The sequence below is a fragment of the Lacihabitans soyangensis genome, from assembly GCF_024343775.1.
GTDB classification, from domain to species: Bacteria; Bacteroidota; Bacteroidia; order Cytophagales; family Spirosomataceae; genus Leadbetterella; species Leadbetterella soyangensis.
The window spans coordinates 120404-144157 of the sequence record NZ_RJUF01000194.1; the positions used below are offsets into that span (position 1 = coordinate 120404).

General features: G+C 37.5%; 23 protein-coding genes. 14 read left to right on the forward strand and 9 right to left on the reverse strand.

All coding sequences use genetic code 11. The features are described 5' to 3' along the window. Positions 1-135 precede the first annotated feature (135 nt). The 9 genes from EGI31_RS23730 (at position 136) to EGI31_RS23770 (ending at position 8554) form a co-directional block, all read left to right on the forward strand. A complete protein-coding gene (locus EGI31_RS23730; RefSeq protein ID WP_255039685.1) occupies positions 136-1215 on the forward strand; it encodes a BamA/TamA family outer membrane protein in 1080 nt (359 codons plus the stop codon). Between the two features lie 89 nt (positions 1216-1304). Next, on the forward strand, positions 1305-1985 hold the full coding sequence (locus EGI31_RS23735; protein ID WP_255039686.1) for an SGNH/GDSL hydrolase family protein: 681 nt from the start codon (positions 1305-1307) through the stop codon (positions 1983-1985). Beyond that, positions 1986-3092: a lactonase family protein gene (locus tag EGI31_RS23740; RefSeq protein ID WP_255039687.1), complete on the forward strand. Its 1107-nt coding sequence runs from the start codon at positions 1986-1988 to the stop codon at positions 3090-3092. It begins immediately after the preceding gene. A gap of 149 nt (positions 3093-3241) precedes the next feature. After that, positions 3242-4597 carry an FGGY-family carbohydrate kinase gene (locus EGI31_RS23745; protein ID WP_255039688.1) on the forward strand — a complete coding sequence of 452 codons (1356 nt, stop codon included), beginning with the start codon at positions 3242-3244 and terminating at the stop codon, positions 4595-4597. 133 nt (positions 4598-4730) lie between these two features. Then, a complete protein-coding gene (locus EGI31_RS23750; RefSeq protein ID WP_255039689.1) occupies positions 4731-5300 on the forward strand; it encodes an RNA polymerase sigma factor in 570 nt (189 codons plus the stop codon). After that, positions 5297-6736 (forward strand): porin family protein, encoded by a 1440-nt coding sequence (locus tag EGI31_RS23755; RefSeq protein ID WP_255039690.1) that lies wholly within the window; start codon positions 5297-5299, stop codon positions 6734-6736. Before EGI31_RS23750 ends, EGI31_RS23755 begins: the two co-directional genes overlap by 4 nt. Positions 6737-6789: 53 nt before the next feature. Then, the gene (locus EGI31_RS23760; RefSeq protein ID WP_255039691.1) at positions 6790-7290 is read left to right on the forward strand and encodes a QcrA and Rieske domain-containing protein; all 501 of its coding nucleotides are present in this window, start codon (positions 6790-6792) and stop codon (positions 7288-7290) included. Next, on the forward strand, positions 7290-7943 hold the full coding sequence (locus EGI31_RS23765; protein WP_255039692.1) for a hypothetical protein: 654 nt from the start codon (positions 7290-7292) through the stop codon (positions 7941-7943). Before EGI31_RS23760 ends, EGI31_RS23765 begins: the two co-directional genes overlap by 1 nt. Before the next feature lie 65 nt (positions 7944-8008). After that, positions 8009-8554, forward strand: coding sequence for a YceI family protein (locus tag EGI31_RS23770; RefSeq protein WP_255039693.1), 546 nt, complete (start codon positions 8009-8011; stop codon positions 8552-8554). Positions 8555-8558: 4 nt separating this feature from the next. Here the strand turns inward: EGI31_RS23770 and gatC are convergent, their stop codons facing one another. From gatC to EGI31_RS23795, 5 genes are all read right to left on the reverse strand, one after another. After that, on the reverse strand, positions 8559-8846 hold the full coding sequence (gene gatC / locus EGI31_RS23775; protein ID WP_255039694.1) for an Asp-tRNA(Asn)/Glu-tRNA(Gln) amidotransferase subunit GatC: 288 nt from the start codon (positions 8844-8846) through the stop codon (positions 8559-8561). Beyond that, positions 8836-9582: a lysophospholipid acyltransferase family protein gene (locus EGI31_RS23780; protein ID WP_255039695.1), complete on the reverse strand. Its 747-nt coding sequence runs from the start codon at positions 9580-9582 to the stop codon at positions 8836-8838. The genes gatC and EGI31_RS23780 overlap by 11 nt, the downstream gene beginning before the upstream one ends. Before the next feature lies 1 nt (position 9583). Then, positions 9584-10351 (reverse strand): TerC family protein, encoded by a 768-nt coding sequence (locus EGI31_RS23785; protein WP_255039696.1) that lies wholly within the window; start codon positions 10349-10351, stop codon positions 9584-9586. A 69-nt stretch (positions 10352-10420) separates the two neighbouring features. Then, positions 10421-11455 (reverse strand): DUF6807 domain-containing protein, encoded by a 1035-nt coding sequence (locus tag EGI31_RS23790; RefSeq protein WP_255039697.1) that lies wholly within the window; start codon positions 11453-11455, stop codon positions 10421-10423. A 103-nt stretch (positions 11456-11558) separates the two neighbouring features. Next, positions 11559-12509 carry a DUF8428 domain-containing protein gene (locus tag EGI31_RS23795; protein WP_255039698.1) on the reverse strand — a complete coding sequence of 317 codons (951 nt, stop codon included), beginning with the start codon at positions 12507-12509 and terminating at the stop codon, positions 11559-11561. A gap of 247 nt (positions 12510-12756) precedes the next feature. Between EGI31_RS23795 and EGI31_RS23800 the strand changes: the two genes are divergently transcribed. Next, a complete protein-coding gene (locus tag EGI31_RS23800) occupies positions 12757-13779 on the forward strand; it encodes a hypothetical protein (protein ID WP_255039700.1) in 1023 nt (340 codons plus the stop codon). Here the strand turns inward: EGI31_RS23800 and EGI31_RS23805 are convergent. Together EGI31_RS23805 and EGI31_RS23810 are read right to left on the reverse strand one after the other, a co-directional pair. Next, positions 13776-15851: a BatA domain-containing protein gene (locus EGI31_RS23805; protein ID WP_255039701.1), complete on the reverse strand. Its 2076-nt coding sequence runs from the start codon at positions 15849-15851 to the stop codon at positions 13776-13778. The genes EGI31_RS23800 and EGI31_RS23805 overlap by 4 nt on opposite strands. Positions 15852-16072: 221 nt before the next feature. Then, a complete protein-coding gene (locus tag EGI31_RS23810) occupies positions 16073-16363 on the reverse strand; it encodes a hypothetical protein (RefSeq protein ID WP_255039702.1) in 291 nt (96 codons plus the stop codon). A 127-nt stretch (positions 16364-16490) separates the two neighbouring features. On the opposite strand from EGI31_RS23810, the gene lhgD reads away from it, so the two are divergent. The 4 genes from lhgD (at position 16491) to EGI31_RS23830 (ending at position 22936) form a co-directional block, all read left to right on the forward strand. Further along, complete coding sequence (gene lhgD / locus EGI31_RS23815; protein WP_255039703.1) at positions 16491-17693, forward strand: L-2-hydroxyglutarate dehydrogenase; 1203 nt, start codon at positions 16491-16493, stop codon at positions 17691-17693. Between the two features lie 86 nt (positions 17694-17779). Beyond that, positions 17780-19921, forward strand: coding sequence for an NADH-quinone oxidoreductase subunit 5 family protein (locus EGI31_RS23820; protein ID WP_255039704.1), 2142 nt, complete (start codon positions 17780-17782; stop codon positions 19919-19921). Between the two features lies 1 nt (position 19922). Continuing rightward, positions 19923-21491, forward strand: a complete 1569-nt coding sequence (locus EGI31_RS23825) for a complex I subunit 4 family protein (protein WP_255039705.1) — start codon at positions 19923-19925, stop codon at positions 21489-21491. Continuing rightward, positions 21491-22936: an NADH-quinone oxidoreductase subunit N gene (locus tag EGI31_RS23830; protein WP_255039706.1), complete on the forward strand. Its 1446-nt coding sequence runs from the start codon at positions 21491-21493 to the stop codon at positions 22934-22936. Before EGI31_RS23825 ends, EGI31_RS23830 begins: the two co-directional genes overlap by 1 nt. Before the next feature lie 82 nt (positions 22937-23018). Here EGI31_RS23830 and vapC read toward each other — a convergent pair whose 3' ends face one another. Both vapC and EGI31_RS23840 read right to left on the reverse strand, forming a co-directional pair. Beyond that, positions 23019-23423, reverse strand: coding sequence for a type II toxin-antitoxin system VapC family toxin (gene vapC / locus EGI31_RS23835; protein WP_255039707.1), 405 nt, complete (start codon positions 23421-23423; stop codon positions 23019-23021). Further along, entirely contained in the window at positions 23424-23615 is a 192-nt protein-coding gene (locus EGI31_RS23840; protein ID WP_255039708.1) for a type II toxin-antitoxin system VapB family antitoxin, read from the reverse strand. It abuts the gene before it with no gap. Positions 23616-23754: the final 139 nt, after the last annotated feature.

Below are 23754 nucleotides of genomic sequence, written 5' to 3' on the forward strand. Positions count from 1 at the left end.
TTTTTTCGAGTATTAGACACAAAAATAATTCTATTCAATTGATATTTATCTTTTTTTTTGTGGAAGTGTCGTCCTTAAAACAATTTCAGTCCGTATTTATTACCAAATTTGCATAATCGCCAAAGAAAAGCATTGATGAAAAAGCCAAAATTCCTGATTGTTCTACTGATTTTAATTTGCACTTACAGCTTCGGGCAAAAGGATTCAACACAAAAAATATTTCGTGATAAAAGCATCGTGGTTTTACCGGTTGTTTTTCGCCTTCCAGAAACCCGCTGGGGTGGCGGCGTGGCAGGTGCGGCAAGTTTTTCATTTGCCAAAGATTCGCTGGGTGCCAAACCCTCGCAAATAACCTTCGGAACAACATTTACCCAAAACAAACAGATTTTGGTGTTTTTCCCTTTTAAAATTTTCACCAACAACGACAAATATTATTTCTTCTCTGAAAACGGTTGGTACAGATTTAATTATCTCTACTCTGGCATTGGCGAAAATAGAGTCCCTGACGAAAAATACGACACGGACTATTTCAGAGTAAGGCTATTGGCCGCAAAACAGGTTCGGAAATCAACCTATGTGGGACTTAGGCTCAATTTCGAGGACTACAAGGTCACCGGCACCTTACCCGGCGGTGAGTTAGAAACTGGAAAAATCAACGGAAGTGATCAATCAAGAACACTTGGCGTTGGTTTATCGGTCTTAAGAGATACCAGAGATGCAGTATTTTATCCCAGAAAAGGTGTTTTTGGAGAATTCTACGTGGTTCCTTCATCTAAAATATTTGGTGCAAATCGAGAATTTACGAAAATTAGCCTTGACATCGCACATTATAACAGCTTGACTCCGAAGACTGTATTGGCCAAACAATTATTCTCTCAGTTTAATGTCGGCGACGTGCCTTTTAATCAACTGGCCTATTTGGGCGGACAGCAAAGAATGCGTGGCATCTACGAAGGTTATTTTAGAGACAAAAATGCCATGATTTTACAGACCGAAATCAGACAAGAAGTCTGGAAAATGTTTGGGGTAGTTGGTTTTGGTTCTGCGGCGTTTTTGGGGAATCAGAATGATCTCTTAAGATTTAAATATCCAAAATTCACCTATGGGCTTGGCTTACGAATAGCCACCAAGAATCATCTGAATTTGCGACTTGATTACGCACTTTCTCCTTACACAACCGGCAATTTTTACGCCACGGTAGGCGAGGCATTTTAATTGGATAGATACTAAAATACCGAATTAGCCATAAATGATTTACCGAAATTCTTCCTAAATTGCGGTTCAAATTCAACCTTTCCCAAATTATGAAGAATCTTCTTTTTATAGCATTCACTTCTATCCTTCTCTCCTGCTCCCCTATCCGCAAGTTTCAGGAAGCAGCAAAAAGCTGGGAACCAGAAATACAGAAACTGGAAGCCAAAGACAAGGCCGAAAAAGACCCCGAGAATGCCATTTTATACATTGGAAGCTCAAGTATCAGACTTTGGAAAAATATTGACAAAGACATGGCTCCATACCCAGCCATTCAGCGTGGTTATGGCGGTGCTAAGTTTACAGATTTGTTGGTTTATGCCAAACGCATCATTTATCCGCATCAATTCAAAGCTTTAGTGGTTTATGTAGCTAACGACATCACTGGAGGAAAAGACGATAAAACTCCCAGAGAAGTATTGGGAATGTTTAAAACCCTAGAAAAAATCGTTAGAAAAAAATACAAGAATCAGCCTATCTATTTCGTGGCTTTCACGCCCACCAAGTCTCGTTGGAATGCTTGGCCACAGATAAGAGAGGCCAATGCCTTGATCCAAGCTTATTGCAAAACCAAAAAGAATCTCCAATTTGTAGAAACCGAAGCTCAGTATTTAGGTTCCGACGGTTTGCCAATTGACGAGTATTTTATTGCTGATAAACTGCATCAAACCCAAAAAGGATACGATGTCTGGGCTTCTATTATTAAGAAAAAACTAAACGAGACCTTAAAATAAATGAAAAAAGCACTCGGTATAATGACTTTGACACTACTGTGTTTGGGTCAGGTTCAAGCTCAAAAAAGCGATACCTACAAAATATTGGTTGGAACATACACACAGAAAACCTCAGAGGGAGTTTATTATGTGACGGTTGACAAGAATTCTCTGAAATCAACCATAGTTAGCCACTCAGACAAAATAGATAATCCATCGTTTTTAGACATATCTAAAGACAAAAAAAACATTTACACGGTTTGTGAAACAGATGGTGGAAGTGTACAAGCTTTAAAATTTAATCAAACCACCGGAGAGTTTAGGCATTCAAACATTGTAAACTCCGGCGGAGCACATCCTTGTCATATAGCTTTGGATAAAACCGGAGAATGGATTTTTACAGGAAACTATACCGGCGGAAGTTTGGGGGTTTTGCCTATAAAAACCAATGGCACTGTTGGCGAACCAACCCAAATTATTCAGCATTATGGAGCAGGCCCAAATAAAGATCGACAAGAAAAACCGCATGTACACTCCGTAAATATTTCGCCAGATAACAAAAACCTATTTGTGGCAGATTTAGGTATTGATGAGGTGGTAAACTATGCTTTCGATGTCAAAATAGGTAAACTAAAAGAAGTTCAAAGAATAAAATTATCAGCTGGTTCTGGTCCTCGACATTTTACCTTTCATCCGACTTTGCCCTACGCTTATGTCATTCAAGAACTTACTGGCAAAGTAACCTTATTTTCCTACAAAAATGGCCTGCTAAAAACACTGGAAGAAGTAAGCACCTTGCCTGAAGGCTCGACAGTCAATAATGCCTGTGCAGATATACATATTTCGCCTGATGGAAAATTTCTTTATGGCTCTAATAGGTTTTATGATACCATTGTAACCTTTTCTATAAATCCAAAAACTGGGAAATTGAAGCAATTAAGCCAAACACCAGTCGGTGGAAAAGTACCAAGAAATTTCGGAATTTCTCCAGATGGTAAATATCTGTTCGTGGCTAACCAAAACACCGACAACATCGTAATATTCGAAAGAAATGCCACAACGGGCATACTAAAAAACACAGGAAAAGAAATAAATATTTCGATGCCCGTTTGTATTAAATTTCTTTGATTATTTTCACAAAATTTTCGAAGGCTTCGAAGAGTTTTACAGAAAGAAAAACATTTATCCATAAAACACGAGAGACAAGGTGACTATAAAAAATAGTTTTTAGCATTTTTGTACCTTGTGGTGTTATTGAAAGAAAGTCTAAAAATTGTATGCAGAACATTTGTGTTGTATTTGATATCGGCAAAACCAATAAAAAAATATTGGCCTTCAACGAAAGTTATGAAGTAGTTTATGAAAAACAAACTTCATTTCCTGAAATACTTGATGACGACGGTGAGGCGTGCGATGACTTGTTTTCTCTAACCAACTGGCTAAAATCGGAGTTTGAGTTATTAAAAAACAACCCTGACTTTAGCATTAAAGGACTTAACTTTTCGGGTTACGGGGCAAGTTTGGTTCATTTAGATCACCAAGGCAACCCAATAGCCCCATTATACAACTATTTAAAGTCTTTCCCGAAGGAACTCAAGAAGACATTCGAAGAGAAATATGGGCCATTGGTCACTTTTTTTAGTGACACCGCATCGCCTGACCTTGGAATGCTCAACTCAGGTATGCAATTGTACTGGTTGAAATACAAAAAAACAGAGGTTTTTAAAAACACCAAATACAGCCTTCATTTACCCCAATATTTGAGTTTTGTCTTCAGCCAAATACCGCAGTCAGAGTTTACTAGTGTGGGCTGCCACACCGCTATGTGGGATTTCACCAAGCAAGCCTATCACCATTGGCTAGAAAACGAACACCTTGAATCAGGACTTTTACCATCTGTTTCAGCCAATCAAGTGGCTATTAAGGACGGAATACCCATCGGGCCAGGAATCCATGATAGCTCCTCGGCCTTGGTCCCCTACCTGAAAACCATCAAAGAGCCATTTGTACTTATTTCTACGGGCACTTGGTGCATTAGTATAAATCCATTTAATGAGGAACCATTGAGCCGACGTGAACTTGAAAGCGATTGTCTCAACTTCTTAAGCTATGAAGGTAAATCCGTGAGAGCGTCTCGTTTATTTTCTGGTAACGAACACGAAAGACAAATAAAACACCTTTCTAGCTATTTTGAAGTGGACTCAGACTACTATAAAAATGTAAAGTTTGACTACAAAGTCATTCAAGCCTTAAGAAAAACACATACACAGGCCACACCAGATAAAACAGATTTGGGCCAATTACGTGAATGCCCTTTTGTGGAAAGAAATCTCAACCAATTCAAGACCTTCGAACAAGCTTATCATCAGTTCATTATGGACTTGGTAGCCCAACAAGTAGCCTCTACGAAATTGGTTTTTGGAAAAAACACACCGAAAAAAATATTTGTGGATGGTGGATTTTCGAAAAATCCCATTTTCATGAACCTCCTTTCAGAAGCATTTTTTAACTCAGAAATTTATGCTTCAGAAGTTGCCCAAGCTTCAGCTTTAGGAGCAGCTTTGGTTATTTCAGAGCACTGGTCTGGCAATACCTTTGACGATTCTAAACTAAAACTGAGTAGATTTTTTTAAGAAAAAGCCTGATTATTTGGGTATTTATCATAATTCTAATCGTACATTATTTGAAAATTCAATTAATGTAACTACATTGGTATTGCGGAAATTGCAACCCATTACTATTCTTCTCCGTAACTATTGATGTACCATGAATCCAATTCCAGAGTCTGAAAGGCTCAGAATCTTACTTGAAGGATGCCTAAAAGCAGACCGAAAGAGTCAAGAATTGCTCTACAAGCAATACTTTGGATTTGTGATGAGTATATGTTTGCGTTATTCAAAGTCAAAAGACGAAGCCCTAGAGGTTCTTAATGACGCATTCTTAAAAGTTTTCTTAAAAATAAACACTTATGATTTTACGCGGCCGTTCAATGTATGGCTAAAAAGAATTGTGGTAAATACAGCAATAGACGCATATAGAAGCCAAAATAAACACTATCATCATCTTGATATTGAGAGTGTATATTCATTTCCGAATGAGGAGACGAGTCCTATTCAAAAAATGGGCTACGAAGAATTATTATTGATTGCGAAAAGACTTCCAAAAAACTATCAGATAAACTTCAACTTGTATGTGGTAGAGGGCTATTCGCATGATGAAATAGCCAAAATGATGAACATTTCGGTAGGAACTTCAAAATCGAACTTATCTCGAGCAAGAGAAATGCTTCGTAACTTTCTGAAAGATGTTGAATCCCACAAAATAAAACAAAAATGAAAGACTGGAACGATATATCAGATGAGGAATTCGACGATGCATTCAAGGATATTTCCTTGAATCATAGTGAAGAAGTATGGCCAGATGCTTGGCAACTCATGGAAGAAAAACTGGATGAAGAAAACCGCAAAAGACGCTTTATAATATTTTGGAGATCGGCAGCTGCTATCTTAATTTTTGGTACACTTGGCATTATATCGACCTTATATTTTGAGAATGAAAATAGAAGTACCAAAACGGATAATCTTGAAGTAAGAAACGAAAATAATACTTCTGCAAAAGAAAATAGAACCCAGCAGCAAATTGATAAAACGCAAAATATAGAACAAAAAAGTGTTCAGAATCAAGCTGACTTTGTCATAGATTCGAATCCGACAAAAACGCAAGTAGGTATAAAAAATGGAGCAAAGCCAAAGGCAATTTTGGCGGAGAAAAACGGCACAAATACTGCTGCTAAACAAGTTTTTACCAAAAACAAAATAAAGCCTAGATCCTATCAAGACAAGAATTTCGTTGAGATAACAATACCTAAAAATGAAATAGTTACGCAAAAATCCAATAACGAGAATCAGACAGTTCTAAAACCTGAGATTCAGCTAACTGAAGAAAAAACAGAAGTAACAATTGCTCAGCAAAGCAAAGAAAAAACAGAAGTTTCGGAAGTCAAAGAAATAAGCACCCTGAAAGCCGAATCAAAGCCACAAGAAGCTTATTTCAAAGAAGATACAGTAGTTATTCTGACCAATCAGTCCGATCCAATTGTTAATCAATCCAACGCAAATGATATTTCAAAAGCCTTGCCACCCGAAAGCTCGAAAGTGTTTCAAAAATTCGCTTTAAATTTCGGTTTTTCACCAGACTACAGCAAAGTAGTTGCAAGCGAATTTGGACCGATGGGATATAACCTGCAAGTAATTTTGGATTATAAAATCAACCGGAAATGGGCTGTAAGAGCAGGGGTTATAAAATCCCTGAAACTGTATGACGCCTATCCCGAAAATTACGCCTGGCCTGCAAAATGGGGCAAACCATCATCACCACTTAAAGAAGTTTCAGCCACATGCGATATGTTAGATATACCCGTTATGCTTTCCTATCAAGTTTTAGAAAAAGGCCCAAATAAACTTTACACGTCATTAGGTATCACCAACTACAAGATGATGAATGAAAAATATGAATATTTCTACGAAAACGATGCCGACCCCAAACTGAAGTGGCGTAAATGGGAAGGAAGCTCAGGCTTTTTTGGTGCTGGTGTAGTAAATATGTCGGTTGGCTTAGAACGAAAACTCACGAATTTTTTAAGCGTACAAGTAGAGCCATTTGTGAAAATACCGGTCAAAAATGTAGGTTTTGGAAACGTAAAATTATTCACAACAGGTATATTTTTAAATTTAAAAACACACGCACCAAGAAAAAAAATGCAACCAAAATGAGGAGATTTCCGTAGATGGTTTCATAATAATCTAAAAATTATAATTGTTGAACTATGGAAATGAACAAACAATCAAGAGGCCAGTTTCTGAAAACGTTGGGTCTTTCGTCTAAAGCCTTAATGGCGTTTTATTGTATCGGAGCTGTGTCAGCATGCAGTAGCGAAGAAGAAACCGTTTCACCAGGAAACACTAACACCGGTAACACTGGTAATACATCATCTGGACTGACAGGAACTACTACTGGGGCATCAATTGATTATACAATTGACCTAAAAAACGCTAGCTACTCTAAACTTACCACGGCGGGTGAGTTTGTCATCATTGGTGACACCCTCGTTGCTAATGCCAACGGAACCTACATTGCAGTTTCTAAGTCCTGCACACATCAGGGCACTACACTTGCATTCCGAAAAGCAGAAGGAGACCTATGGTGTAGCAATCATGGTTCTGAGTTTAAGACCGATGGAACTGTCGAAAAAGCCCCTGCAACAACTGCACTTAAAACATATAAGACCACATTTAATGCAGCAGCAAGTACACTTAAAATAGGTTAATGAAAAAACTAACGCTCTTCTTATTCATGGCTTTTAGCGTTGCAGTTTTCGCACAGGAAAACGCCGCAGACAGCCTTTTAAACGATTTAATGACGGATGCCGAACCAGCAACCAGCGATCTCTTGCCAGAAAGAATGCTCATTACTCAGCGTATGCTTTGGGGACAAAACGGCCTTTACCGAAAAATAGGTATAGCACCAAAAACGCTTACTGCCGCAAGTAGAGAAAGAGAGCTAAAAGCTCGTAGAAACATGTTCCGAGTACACCAAACCCTAGGCTTGGTTACAGCTGCTGGAATGTTAGCACAGGGAATAGTAGGCTCTAAACTTTATAAACCCGGTGGATACACTGACCAACTCAAAAGAACACATGAGGGTATCGCAACTGGAATTAATATTGGTTACTTTACAACCGCATTAATGAGTTTTACGGCACCGCCTCCTTTGGTTAATCGCAAGAAATTCGACAACATAAAGTTGCATAAGATATTATCCTATGTGCATCTTTCTGGTATGATAGCTACAAACGTTCTGAGTAAACAAATAGACGGCAACTCCAACCCAGCTAATATAAAAAAATGGCATAGGGCTGCTGCATTTACCACCTTTGGGGCTTACACGGCCGCAATAGCCACCATCAAGTTTGAGTTCTAAGTTTCTTTTACATCTTTAATGTAGTAGAAGTCGTAGATGTGTTAACTTAAAAAATCAAAAAAACAATGAAAAAAACATTCATATTCTTTGGCTTCCTTCTACTTTCTTTGCTTTCAAATGGCCAAGAAAAAAAGAAAATTGAAGCAGACAAAAAAGTGTCTTATGTTCAGTATGCCATGAAGCACCCCATGCACGACTGGGACGCAAAATCCACGGCCAACAAGTGTATTATTGTTTACAATGACAAAACATCTGCTATAGAAGCAGTAGCCGTTATAGTGCCAGTAAAGTCATTTGATAGTGGCAACTCTAACCGTGACTCCCATGCATTAGAGTCATTGGAAGCTCTGAAATTTCCGAATGTGTCCTTCTCTGCTAATAATATTCAGGAAACCAATAATCAGCTTACTATAAAGGGAAATCTAACTTTTCATGGCGTAACAAAGCCCATCGAAGTAAAGGCAAAAAAAACTGCAACGGGTAACAATTTAAAAATCGAAGGCAAATTTGACGTTAACATGAAAGACTATGGAGTAGAACCTCCAGGTTTGATGGGAGTCAGAGCAGACGAAAAAATAAGTTTGACTTTCAATATGGTATTTAATCTGTAAGGAATTATTCCATCACTTTGGGTACCATTATATAATCGTCATTTTTCAGAGGGGCATTCACCAGTCCCTCTTTTTTTGTCAATTCGTTTTTGGCAATGTCTTTTCTGAAAACATTTACACCTTGATGCATGTGCATAAGAGGTTCTACATTACTCGTATCTAGTTCGTTTAACTGATTCATCCAGTCCAATATCTTAGCAAAATCACCCGACATCTGCTGTTCTTCCTCAGGCTTAAGTTCTAGCCTAGCTAAATGTGCGATTTTTCGTATCGTTTCTAAGTCAATTTCCATTTTTATAAGCATCTAGCTCGTTTTGAATAATCTCATAAACCCTTGTTTTAAGTTCCTCCAAATTTTCTTTTGAATAATTTGAAGTATCTATAGGCTCATGCATTATAACTTTAGGTATTCCCCAAAATATCGTTTTATCAGGCATTATTTCGTACAAATTTAAGAAAGTTATCGGAACAATCGGAACTTTCGAACCGATAGCCAACAAAAAAGCTCCATCTTTAAATGGCTGATGCATTTTAGGTATTTCCTGACTGATAATACCTCCCTCGGGCATTATGAAAAGGCTTCGGCCGGCATCCAAGGCTTTCTTTGAACGCATCATGGATTTTGAGCGACTTTCTTTGTCTCCTCTATCAACTTGTATGTGCAGTTTGGCGAACATATAACCCAACAAAGGAATGTTTTTTACTGAACTTTTACCCATGTAGGAGAAATAGTTACGAACGACTTTCATACCTACCGCCACATCGAGATAAGAGAAATGATTGGCAACAAAAACATAATTTTTAGTGCGGTCTGGCTTGAATCTGTGCTCAATTTTCACAGGCATACCCACAATCACAAAAAAAATGTCCGCCCAAATATTGGTCAGCTTGGTGCCATACCTATTTAATTTTTTTATTTTGATACAAATAAAAATAAACGGAAAGAGGGCTAGATAAACAATTATCAACCAAACAATACACCAAAAGTTAAATAGATAGGATAAAATACCAATACGCTTTTTTTGCATATTAATCTTCCTTCACGTGAGTATGTAGCTTCACTGGCTTTTTAGAGTTTGTACGCATTTTGATGTTAAGCATCTCTACCAAGAAAGAAAACGCCATGGCGAAATAAACATATCCTTTTGGTACATGCACGTGGAAAGCCTCAGCTACTAACAAAGTACCAATCATCACCAAAAACGACAAAGCCAAAACCTTTACAGTTGGGTGCTTATCTACAAAATCGCCAACATTTTTGGCAAAAAGTAACATCGCCACTGTTGAAAGTACAACCGAAGTAGCCATAACCGAAATAATGTTCGTCATACCCACGGCCGTTATGATGGAATCTATAGAGAATATAATATTGATGATAGAAATATCAATTACCGCCTTAGTTAGGCTGGACGAACCCTTTTTTGTAGAATCCAAATCGTCCTCTTTACCTTCAAGTTTGTGGTGGATTTCTGAGGTCGATTTATATAACAAAAATAAACCTCCACCAAGCAAAATCAAATCCTTTCCGGTCATACCTTCGTCTATTGGTAATCCAAAATCCGAAAGATTGAAAAGCTCTTTTTCTAAACCCAAAATAAAACCCAACAAAAACAATAGACCAATACGAATAAACATGGCCGAAATCAAACCAATGTTTCTGGCTTTTGACTGATCGGAGGCAGGGAGTTTACCTGAAATGATAGAAATAAATATGATATTATCAACTCCTAATATTATTTCTAATATAGTAAGTGTAAATACACTCGTAAGAGCTGCGGTAGTTAATAGTTCTTGCATTGTAGTTAAGTGAGTAATTTTTCACAAAATTACCAAATTTTCAATATCTATTCTACCACTTATATATTTTTAATACCTTTTAGCAAAGTTTTGCGACATAAGCTCTATTTCAGCTGGGCTCAATTTAGTAGAACTAATGGCCAAACGATACTTAAAAGTTATGCTTTCGCCCTTAGATATGGTTTTATTAGTTTCTTTGGCTCCATTTGTAAATGCTTTTTCGCCCAATGGATTCACGCTGAACAAACCATAACCTCTAGAATGCCAATAAGAAGGGTAATTTATATTCGTTGGGTGATCTATTATAGTCACTGAAATATCTTCTTTCTCTATATTGCCCTGTAGGGTCACCCATTCCGAGCGTTTGCTCCAAGTGTCTTCACCCTTTATACCTTGGGCATTGAGATAATTACCCGTAACACCCTCGTTGTTCATTACTGGCACTTTAGTAGCCAAACCAGCCGCATCTGTAAAAACCTCAGGTTTGTTACTCGGCAATTCCAGTTCTCTGGCTAATCTAATTGCAAATAGCCCGTCTTTAACGTCTTTGAAAACCACTTTATCCACAACAGCTTTCAAGGTCGTAATTCTGTCTACGATGTTTGATGTGCCATTACCTTCAAACACGAAAGTTGTGGTTTCTTCAAGCATTTTGTTACCGTCTTTATCTAACCAGTCAGCTGTTACTACCAACTCACCCTTCTTTTTGCCAGATTTTATTTTCTTGATACCCGTATGAACTATCGTTCCAAATGTACGAGGGTCTTTTGCTTTTTCTACTTCTATTGAATTATTCCAAAAGTCATGACCATTGGCCGATTCGTAGTTGAGCCACACACCCACATGGTGCGGGTGATCAACACGTTCATTTTTACGAGGATCGAGTGGCCAGCCACGTGTAATTATCGTTCCTTTTGGACTCAAAACAGGGTAAAGTACAGCTTTTTTAAGGACATCTTTACCAGGGTAGAAATAGTTGGTAAATAAAGTACCGCCAATTTTCACCTCCACCTTTTTGTCAGCAGGCAACGATGTGATATTCACTGGCTTTTGAGCCATTACAGACACGGACAGTAAACAAAAAATAAATGCGTATTTTTTCATAAAACTTGGGTTGAAATATTCTTCAAAATTACTCCTTTTAGACACAAAAAAAGCGACCCTAAGACCGCTTTTTTTGATACTTTTATTGCTAAACAACTGAAAATTACTTGATATTAAAACTCGTTTGACCTATTCTGAAGCCATCGGCATAGAGTTCAATTTTGTAGGTACCTTTTTCGTAATTGGCCCCACGATTGTAAATGTACTCAACTGTCTGACCTGAATTGGAATACAAAATGGTCTGTTTAGCTGTATAAATAGTTTCTTTGCCTCCAAAACTAAATGCACCCGAACCTGTTGCCATATCTGAGATTACGTTACCAGTTGGATCTATCATACGCATATAAATAGTTTTGTTTTCTTTCTTGGTCAAGGGATTTTCGGCCAATTTAAAGGAAACCTTTACTCTATCAACTTTTCTGGCCTTAAACTCTTCGCCATCTCTTTCCTTTCCTCTTGAGTTAATGGCGGCTACTGTGTAATTCATTGGTCTAAGTGCCGAGGCTAAAGTTACTTTTTCAGATAATTCACGATTTTGAACAGTAGTTTTATAAACCGAGTCGGCCAGAGCTTCCTTGGCAGTTCTTAAGTCGGAGTTCGTACTTTTCAAGCCTGTATTTTCAGAGTTTAATACTTGATTTTGATTATTCAAAATAGCATTTTCTTCTCTAAGTTTGGCTATCTCGGCATCTTTCTCAAGCAACATGGCTTCGTAGCCTTTTATCTTGTTTTGATACTCCTTGGCATCAAAACTTTTCGACGACATTAGATTTTTCTTGTCTTTCTGCAACTCCGCCTTCAAAGCTTCCAACTCCTCTACTTGTCCTCCCAAAGCCGCTATCTCAGCTATTTTGGCATCCAACTGGGCTGATATTGAATCCAACTTAGTATTGGTTCTTAGAAGTTCGTTGGTTTTTTCGGTGATAGATACGTTGTTTTGAGAATTTTCTTGTTTCTCATTAAAATACAAATACCCAAAAATAGCAGCGACTGCCAAAGCCAAAATTAATCCAGCCTTAATAATCGAATTGCTGCTGTTATTTGATTCTTCCATAATGTTAGTTTATAGGTTATTAATACGACAAAAATATATTTTTATTTTTGTATTCAAAGCCAAATTACACTAATATTGGTAAATAAGGTGTGTAATTTGTACAAAAGTAGACTGTAAAAACTAGATCAAGGAAGATTTCTATTTGTGAAGTGCTTCTTTGACTCACAAGTAAATCTGAAACTTTATAACGTAAGTATTTAACTCTAAACCAAAGAGCAGTATGAAACTGCATTAATTGTAACTAAAAATGGCACTGATTTCAAAGAAAAAAATACCATTCAAAATATCTCCACTCCTACGTAAATACTTGCGAGAAACGGGCCGTGAAATAGATTCTCCGCTCAAATACAGCGATCTTTTGCGATATGACAACAAAATAACGCTATACGACAAAAACGGCAACGACACGCTCTGGGAAACGGTATTTTACTCACAAACCGACCTCGTGGAGATTTATGAAAACCTCAAAAACATCTACGCAGACCTCAAAACCGATGGCGACGAATCTGTAATAAAGCACTTGGTGGTTGACAGGGTGGATATTTGTACTTACGCCAATACATTGCCTTTTAGGGTACGTATCAGTAACAAAGTCAATGACAATTACGACTATTTTTATATCAAAAAAGCCGATGCTTCCAGAATCTACGGATTAGAACTCGAACATCTTTTATCGCCAAACGTAATGTCGTATTTTACTTCTGAAGATACTTTAATTGAAGAACATATAGCAGGTATTACGGGTGATCTTTTCATGCAAAACCATCTGAATGACATCAACCTCAACCCTATCAGGCTTACAAAAGAGTTTATAAAATTTAATGAACGTTGTTTTGTTAGGCTTTTAGGCGACATGCATTCTTCGAATTTTGTGATAATTGTAACGCCTGACTTCGAGGATTTTCATTACAGAATCCGAGCCATAGATTTTGATCAACAATCCTACGAGGCCTCTAAGTCGGTGTATATGCCTCAGTATTTTAAACAAAACAACGCCATCATAGAGTTAGGCATGAAATACATGACCTCGGAATCGGTGAAACAATATCAAACAGAGGAACGGTCATTGATAGCCCACCGCATGAAAGACGAAAAAGTGAAACTACAAGAGCTTTTAAATTGTATGAAAACCGATAAAATACACCTAGATGCCAATTTGACTCAGTTGAGAAAAGAACTATCTAGCCATTATAAAAACAAAGCTTTTTTGGCTTGTGAATCTATGGGCGAAGTGGTAGAATTGAGTCTTAAAATGGTCACCGATTTTTAAGATTTCAAAAAGCGAATCAACAGTATTTCGACCAACAAGAAGAATAATGCCGCAACCACAAAGTATTTCCATAGCGGTTTGCCCAATGAAGTATCCCTAAAGGCTTCAATGAAACTACCATCGAAAATATCGTCATAAACTTCGACATTCTTTTGATTTTCAAAAATATCTCTGAGGTTTTCAGCAGTGTAACTATCAAGTTTAGACTCTAAATGATCATGGTTCAGTGCGAGTGTTTTCTCCACTTTTCCGTTAATAACCAAATCATAAAAACCTGAGCCAAAAAGCTGCCCCTCACTCAGTTCGGAAGATTTTGGAAGTGTCAGGTTGAGTGTTTTACCCAATAGTCTTTGCACCGGAATAATCTCTAGCTTATCGTTTTTCAGTTTATAAGTTGCATTTTTAGGAGCATTGGGCATAAAAAAACTCAGAGACGACTCACTAAAATTATAGGCCAACCTATCAGATTTACTACTTAAATAAGCCATTTTGTAAAATGTTGGCACAAAAAAGGCGTGCTCAGCAAAATTTCCGAATTTGGCATTGAGCGGACTGGCCAACAAATACACCACGCCATCTCCAACTCTGGTTCTGGTAAGAAAGGCCTTGCCATTTCTGAAACTCAGCAGTTTTTCAGCAGCACCTCCCCATTGTAACTTTGGCGTAGATTTTGGCAAACTTACTAAGCTATTAAACGAACTTCGTTCAAAAACATCGGCATAAAAAGGAGAACTCTTATCGGGTTCGTTGATATCTACAAAATTTTCGGGACTTGGTACTTCATTAACGACCTCTATATTTTGAAATCCATATTTACCCAAAAAGGCGAGATAACTCGCGGCCACAGGATTTTCGGAAGGACTAATAACCACACAGCCACCAGAGGCAAGGAAATTTTCGAGTGCCAACTTAGTTTCACCATCTATTGTAGAGACTCCTTCTAAAACCACCATATCGGCATTTTGTACCTGACCCGGGTCAAAATTACTCACCGAATACGAAGTGTATTTAAACAAACTATCGTTGGCGTACATTTTGGAAAGGTAGTTTTGTGGACTACGCTGCCCAAAAAGATGAAGAACCCGAATGGTTGGAGAAGCGTTCAACACAAAATAATAATCATTGTCAAACGTGATGGGCTGATCATCAAACAATATTTTGCCTCTGTGCACACCTCGCTCCTTAACCGTAAAGTTAAATGTGGCCGTGGCCGAAGAATTTGAGGCAATATTAACCGATGACGTAGAAGCTTGCACATTGTCAATAAATAACTTCAGTGGCAGTTTTTCCACACCTTTACTTCCTGAATTATAAACTTTTACGTTCAAAACATTATTTTGCATTTCCCGTACAACAGGTAAACTTAACCATACCGAATCCACAAAAACATTTTGTGAAGCTTTACCAGTTACAGGTATTAAATGCACTTTGTCGTTAGAATCTATCTTGATATTTTCTAACCGACCCATTGTAGATTTTTGAAAGTCAGAAAACCAAAAGAAATGATTTTGGGCAGAAGGATTGTGCTTTTGAGCAATCGAACGTTGTCTTTTATAAACCTGCTCAAGTGTTCGAGGAATTTCAGAAAAGTCTGTCGTAGTGAGCCTATCTTTGACCTTAGATGCGTTTGTTACGAACTGATCTTGCCCGTCAAAATCGTTGGTGGTCATCTGAACATTAGACGACCTGTTGAAAATCGAAAGTAACTCATCTATTTTTATAATGGCCAAATCTAAAAACCGCTTGCTTTCGGTGGTGTTCTGCATGCTCAACGAATTGTCGAGATAAATACCATTGATACCAACAGGCTTTGCAGAAAGATTCGCTTTGTTCTTGAAAAATACGGGCTGAGCAAAAGCAAGAATTAAACAGGCTAGGAACAACATTCTAGCAGCCATAATAAGTAGCTGCTTTAGTTTTCGGAAAGCCGAAGACTTGGTTTCAACAGTTTTTAGTAAAGCAACATTAGAAAAAAATACTTTTTTCGTTCTTCGGAAATTGAAAAGATGCACAATGAGCGGAATACTCAAGGCCAACAATCCCCACAAAACACTTGGAAACAAAAACTGCATATTTTCTAAAATTCAGATTTATAGCGAATCAAATGTACAATAATTTCGGGCAAATAAAACGCCCAAAGGCCTAAATACAACCCTAAAGTTAGGTATTCATCAAATAACGACAAAACTGACTCAAAATGCAAAAGAAACCAGATCTTACATAAAACAAAAAGTGATTTTACAAAAAATCATCTTAGAATTCTTGTAAAATCACTTTGAGAAAATATCGTCAATTAAGCACCTACCTTAGTACTATCTGCTGCTGGAGCAGCTGGGGTAGTTTCGGCGGTTGAAGCCGGAGTAGATGGACCGTAAAGTTTCTCACGGATTGCCGCCGTACGAGCCTCTAACTCAGGCTTAGCTGTATAGGTTACATTTAATTGTCTAGCCACTGAATCTGGATGAACGCCATAAACGTATTCGTTGCCCTCATTTACATCATCCTGCTCAATTCGGTTGTTTTTCTGATATCCACAAGAAGCCAAAGCCACTAAACAGAAAATGAATACTATGTTCTTTTTCATTATGAAACTTATATCATTTAAATTTGCACAAATTTAAAATGAGCAATCCAAAAAGCCAAAGTTTATTTTAATTATTCGGTCCTTATTTTCAAATAGCCCTTTTGATGGGTTTTAAAGCTGTTTTGATATGCATTATGACGTGGTGGTAATTGGTGGGGGAATTGTTGGGCTCGCTACGGCTCTTAATCTTAAAAAAGCCAAACCCAACTTAAGACTATTGTTGGTAGAAAAGGAAAACAGCCTCGCAGCACACCAGACTGGTCATAACAGTGGCGTTATTCACTCAGGTTTATACTACAAACCAGGAAGTTTAAAAGCCAAAAACTGTATTGAAGGCTATCACATGCTCATAGACTTTTGCAACGAAAACAATATCAAATATGAACTTTGCGGCAAATTAGTAGTGGCCACCAGCGAAGATCAATTGGCAAGCCTCGAAACACTCTACCAAAGAGGAATACAAAATGGGTTGGAGGGCTTAGAAAAGTTAAATAAAGAACAAATGCAGGCCATAGAACCTCATGTAGCAGGCATTGCAGGTATTAAAGTGCCACAAACGGGTATTATTAACTACACCACAGTCTCCGAAAAATATGCTGAAAATATTAAAAACCTGGGTGGAGAGATTCGCTTAGGAGAAAAAGTAAGTTCCATTTCGGAAATAAATGGGATTTCGACCGTAGTAACCAACAAAGGAAGTTATGACACCACATTAGTCGTTAACTGTGCTGGTCTATACTCTGACAAAGTGGCTCAGTTTACTGAAAAAGAGCAAGTTAAAGTGAGAATAATTCCCTTCAGAGGAGAATACTATGAAATAAAACCAGAGAAACAGTATTTGGTAAAACACCTAATTTACCCAGTTCCAGATCCTAACTTTCCTTTCCTTGGGGTACACTTCACGCGTATGGTAGATGGTGGCGTAGAAGCTGGCCCAAATGCCGTTTTGGCATTTCGTAGGGAAGGTTACAAGAAGCTTTCGCTTGATTTCTCCGAATTTGGTGAGACCCTTGCTTGGCCTGGATTTAGAAAAGTAGCAGCCAAATATTGGAAAACGGGCCTAGGCGAATACTATCGTTCATTTTCGAAATCGGCATTTACAAAAGCTCTTCAAGCTTTGATACCAGAAATACAGAAAGACGACCTTATACCTGGCGGTGCAGGTGTGCGTGCACAAGCCTGTGATTATGACGGAGGACTCCTTGACGACTTCTCGATTTTGGAAAACAAACAAGCCATTAATGTACTGAATGCCCCTTCCCCAGCCGCGACTTCGTCTCTGTCGATAGGTAAAACTGTGGCAGAAATGGCATTAAAACGGCTGAATTAAAGAAATTGCCGTTTATATAGTTTCATTATCTCATTTTTCTAAATTATAATATTTAGTTTTGCCTTTTTAAAGCTCTCTGAAAATACATGAATCCAGAGTCTATAATTTTTTATAATTTATTCATCTATTTGGTCGGCTTTGTTTTGCTACTTAGTCTGAACAATTCTGTCTTTAAACAACTTTCAGGATGGATTTCCATCGTAATTAGCGTCCTAGGGATTATCTTTTCTTCAAGCTTACAAGTACCTTCTACCGAAAACTTCAGCATTTCTTATAATTGGCTTCATTTGGGAGATACCCGCATCAACTTCAAAATCCTGATAGACAACCAAACCTACTTTATGTATATTTTGGTACAGATAATTGCTTTTTTTGTAAAGCTTTTCTCTACTAAGTATCTAGAGCATGACGACGGAATCAATCGTTATTTTGCGTTTTTGAACCTCTTTGTATTTTCTATGCTTGGCCTAGTATTGGCAGGTAACCTACTGCAACTTTATCTCTTCTGGGAACTTGTAGGGTTTTGTTCTTACCTGCTTATCGGGTTTTGGTATACCAAAAAAGCGGCTAATTCAGCAGCAATCAAAGCATTCTTAATCAACAGAATGGGAGATGCCTTTTTGATGGTGGGCATATTTCTCTTGTTTTTAATTTATGGAAACCTGGATTTTGATGCTTTTATACCAGAAAATATGGATAAAACCGCTTTTGGTTTTCCATTCTTAACCCCTGAAGGGCTTCAAACCTTAGCCGTGCTGATGGTTTTTGGAGGCGTTACCGCCAAGTCGGCACAATTGCCGCTACAAATTTGGCTTCCAGATGCCATGGAAGGACCTACTCCTGCCTCTGCACTAATCCATGCCGCCACCATGGTGGTTGCTGGGGTATTTTTATTGGGTAGAATTTCGCCCATCATCACAGCAGATGCAGGTTTAGTGATAGCATTAGTTGGCGGCTTAACAAGTGTTTTAGCAGCCATTTCGGCTGTTTTTCAATATGATATTAAAAAAGTACTGGCCTATTCTACCATCTCACAACTTGGTTTTATGGTAGCAGGCATAGGCATGGGAGCCGTTGGAGCTTCATTTTTTCATTTGGCCACACATGCGTTTTTCAAGGCGGGTTTGTTTCTATGTGCTGGGGCTGTCATAAATTACATGCACCATGAGCAAGACATGCGAAAAATGGGCAATTTGATTCTCAAACTTCCTGTGGTTTTTTATGCTTATTTAATTTGTGCTGCATCACTAATAGGCTTACCCTTTACCTCTGGTTTTTTATCAAAAGATTCCCTTTTAAATGCCGCGGTGGCTTTTGGAACAAAAGATGGCCCAATTAACATAAAAATATTGATACCTGTACTGATGGGAATCACCTCTTTTCTGACTTCTTTTTATATGATCAGGCAGTTAGTTATGGTATTTTTCCAAAGACAAGAAAGTCCGGTAGATAAAATCATAAGTTCTACCAAAAGAACATTTGACGGAGCCATAAAATCGTTTCAGGATATATTAAATGCTGATAATGAATCTTTGGGTGAAGAAAAAGTCATAAATTTTGTAAGAAATCTAGGCGTTTTTGATGTTTCAGTTATTGGATTGGCCATTTGCTCTACCTGGTTTTTGTTTAGTTCAAATCCATTTTCTTTTGAGGATGTTTGGTTTCTTGAGGTATTTCAACATGACGAAACACACTTCACTTGGATTCCGTGGGTTGTAGGAGTTCTTTTTATTTTGGCCTTGCTCATCAGCTATAACACCACTTTCGAAGAATTGAGAAGGTTTTATTTGGGAGAGTTTAAGACTGGCAGCCAAAGAAAATTCTACCTCTTATCCAAAAACCATTTCTACATGGACAGCCTATACAAAAAGCTGTTTTTTATGTTTATCAAAAGCAATGAAACTGTAAATTCATCCCATGTAGATAGCATAAATGTTAAAGGAGTAACTTCAGGTAAGTTTGAAATTGCCCCATATTTTCAGAGAATTGAAACCAATATTGTGGATCGATTGATAACAAAAATCACCTCAATAGTTTTATCTTTGTCGGAGATTAGTTCTAAAATAGACGATAAAATAATAGACGGCCTGGTTCTCAAGATTTCGTTTGGCCTAAAAAACTTAGGAGACAAAATACGAAAATCGCAGTCTGGACAGATTCAATTGTATCTTTTGGGCCTTGTAATTATCATTTTATGCATTGTTTTTATCAAAATCCTAATATTCTAAAATGCAATCTGGCTTATTAAGTTCTCTCATAATATTACCTCTGATTGCTTCAATGGTCATTTTGTTGCTTCCCGAAAGTTACAAAGGGTCATACAGATGGATATCGTTGATTGTCCAAATCTTGCTCATGATAAACTTAGGCACCTTGATTGGCGGCTTTGAGCCCAACCACACTGGTTATCAGTTTTTAGAGCATTTTGAATGGATAAGACTAACTTTAGGCAAAACTTCCATATTATCAATAGATTACATAGTAGGCATAGATGGCCTAAGCTTGGCCATGGTGGCTCTTTCGGTAGTAGTTTTCTTTATAGCCAACATATCTTCATTTTCTATAAATAAAAAAGAAAAGGCCTATTACAGCCTATTTTTACTGCTTACCGCCACAGTTATCGGTTGTTTCATAGCCATCGATTTCTTCCTTTTCTTTATTTTCTTTGAATTTATGCTTTTGCCGATGTATTTCTTAATCGGTATTTGGGGTGGACCAAACAAGGCATATGCATCGCTGAAGTTTATCATTTATACGCTGGTTGGATCGGTAATGATTTTGGTCGTGATGATAGCATTAGCCATGTCGAATGTCGATGAGTTTTTTACAAGCGAATACAGAAGAACGGTCTTTAGCTTTGATTTTAGAATACTCAGTGACCATGCGAATTTGCTGAAAGGGTCGTTGTTGAATATAGAAAATCCAGTGAAAATCTTCGGAATAAACGCCCGAGATTTCATGTTCATTTTGCTATTCATAGGATTTGGAATAAAACTACCCATGGTGCCATTTCATACTTGGCTACCCGATGCACACGTTGAGGCTCCAACGCCCATTTCGGTGGTTTTGGCTGGTATATTGCTTAAAATTGGTGGTTACGGACTTATTAGGATAGCCTATGGATTTTTCCCGGACATAGCTATTCACTATGGATTACTATTTAGTATTATGGGCTTAATATCAATTCTTTATGGCGGTTTTAATGCCTTGGCTCAGAAGGATTTAAAGAAATTGATAGCCTATTCTTCCATCTCTCACATGGGTTTTGTACTGTTAGGCATTGGTGCGTTTAACATTGAAGGTTTTAACGGTGCTATATTCCAAATGTTTAGCCATGGTTTACTATCATCTATGCTCTTTCTGATCGCTGGGGTTTTGTACGAAAGAACCAAAAATAGAGAAATAGCGAACTTCAGAGGTTTGGCCAAAACAATGCCTATATTCACTGTAGCAGTTACCATTGCTTTCTTTGGATCACTAGGCTTACCATCGCTTTCTGGTTTTATTGGAGAGTTTTTTACACTTTTTGGAAGTTTTCAGGCAAGGAGTGTGCCTAAGGTTATTCCAATTTTAGGAGTATTAGGAATTGTTCTCTCGGCCATATATTTGCTCTGGACTTTCCAGAAAATGTTTTTTGGAGAATTTTGGACAAAAGAGGAATTCAAGAACAATTTGACTGACCTCGATCAGAAAGAAATCATCATGCTGGGGGTTCTTGGAATTTTAACATTGATTTTTGGAATTTTCCCGAATATACTTTTTGACCTCATCAATCCTAGCGTAATTCAGCTTTTTTAATGAAGGAATTACAAGAAATACTCTCCAGCTCGAAACACATTTTACCCGAATGGATACTTATCTTGGGTATCTTGTTATTGGTCATCATAATATCTTTTCAAAAAAAAGATTCCAAATGGCCGTATAGATTTTCATTCTTGCTGGTTCTGACTTACACTTTCACAGCAACGTATTTTTATGAAAATCTACCATCAGAAGGCCTAAAACTCTACGGTAACCTACTATTGGTTGACCAAACCAGCTTGTTTTTCAAACAATTAGTATCTATTTCTACTATTATTTTCTTAATTCATGGGAGGTTATTTAAATACAAATTTGATGGTGAAATATACTTCTTGATACTTTGCGTATTACTGGGTCTGAGTTTTCTGGCCATGACCACTCATTTTTTGGTCATTTACGTGAGTATTGAGTTAGTATCCATCGCTTCGTATGTTCTGGTAGCCACCAAAAACGAAAAAACGAATTTTGAGGCGGCCATTAAATACCTCATTTTTGGAGCCACAAGCAGTGCCATTATGCTTTATGGGATATCGTTGTTTTATGGAATGGGACACGTGCTAAATTTCGCCGAACAAACATTCTCCGCATCAATTTCGAGCAATTCGCCACTTGTTCTACAAATCGTTTCATTCTTGTTTTTGGGTGGATTGTTCTTCAAAATAGCAGCCGCACCGTTTCACAGTTGGGTTCCTGATGTATATGAGGTCACCTCTACCCCAGTGATATCGTATCTATCCTTTGCACCGAAAGCTGTGGGGGTATTGGTTGTAGCAAGGGTAATTCAAGCCAATTTCGCGGAGCTTAACGCAGTAGTTTTGTTGATAATTTTTGTTTCATTGATAGTTGGTAATTTGGCGGCTTTGTGGCAAACTAACCTCAAAAGAATGCTTGGATATTCGGGAATTGCTCAAGCAGGATTTATATTGATTGGCGTTCTGAAAGGCCCCCAAACAGATTTTTATGGTGCCTTTTTTTATCTCTTGACCTACTTACCAATCACCATGGGAGCTTTTTTCTTGGCTGATTTATTGAAAAAACAGTCCGGAAGTGATGAAATAGAAGACTTCAAAGGTATTGGACAGAAAAATATATTTATGGGATTAAATGCTGTAATTATTATGATGGCTTTGGTTGGCTTACCTCCAACCATTGGCTTTATGGCAAAACTGATGGTTTTTTCTTACATCATCAACCTTGGAGAAGACATGCACAGCTCGGTTTACTATGGACTTCTGATATTCGGGCTTATGAATGCCGCTATTTCTATCTACTACTACCTAAAAGTGCCATATTTTATGCTCATCAAAAAGAGCTACAATCAACCACGGTACAACCCCGATTTCTTTCTTACACTCGTTCTCACTTACTTCAGCATTGCTTTGATAATTTTCTTTTTATATCCCGACTTCGGTACTGAATGGGTTAGAAAGGTTTTGTTTTAGGTGAGAAAAATTAATGTTTCCTGAGGTAGAAAAATTGCAAATACTTTTATCTAAATAGACCATGTTTTGGTTTAAAAGATAATTATCCAAAAGTTTTCAGCTCCGAGCCTGTGGTTATTAGCTCAAAATCAGAATCGTTATGAACTAATGTGGCGTTACTCTCTATTGCAATTTGAGCAATCAGGCAATCGTTGCTCTTTCGAATGGTGATGCCTTTTTTCTTTAGGTCGAAATATAGTTTGGCTGCTGAAATGGAGATTGCTGTCCAATCCATTTCTGGAATCATAAAACGAGAAAAATGCAAATTGTAAAATTCAAACTCCTTTACGGTTTTTACACCCATAAGAAACTCTTGAATAACAGGCGGACAACACCAAATATGAAATGGATGAAATTTCAAATATTCATCCAACATATCCGTTTGCTGATTAAAATGACCCTTAGAATAATTTATCCAAACTGAAGTATCTACTAGAATATTCTCCATTTATTCAGTCCTCATTTTATCTAAGTCACCTTCCCAAACATTAGAACCTTTCATTTTAAGTAGTTCTTGGGCAGAAAGTATTCTTAAATAATTCTCAAGTGCTTTATCAACAGCCTCTTTCTTGGTTTTAATATTAAGTAATGACATTACTTCAGCAACCTTCTTTTGGTCTATATCGATATTTGTCAACATTGTTTTAGATTCTATTTGTACAAATATATTTAAAATTATGTACAAAAATCCAATTTGGCAATGTTTTTATACAAGTACGAGGATTTTGAACAAGTTGCAAGTAAAGATCTACCAAAAATTATGGATATAAAAAAAGCGA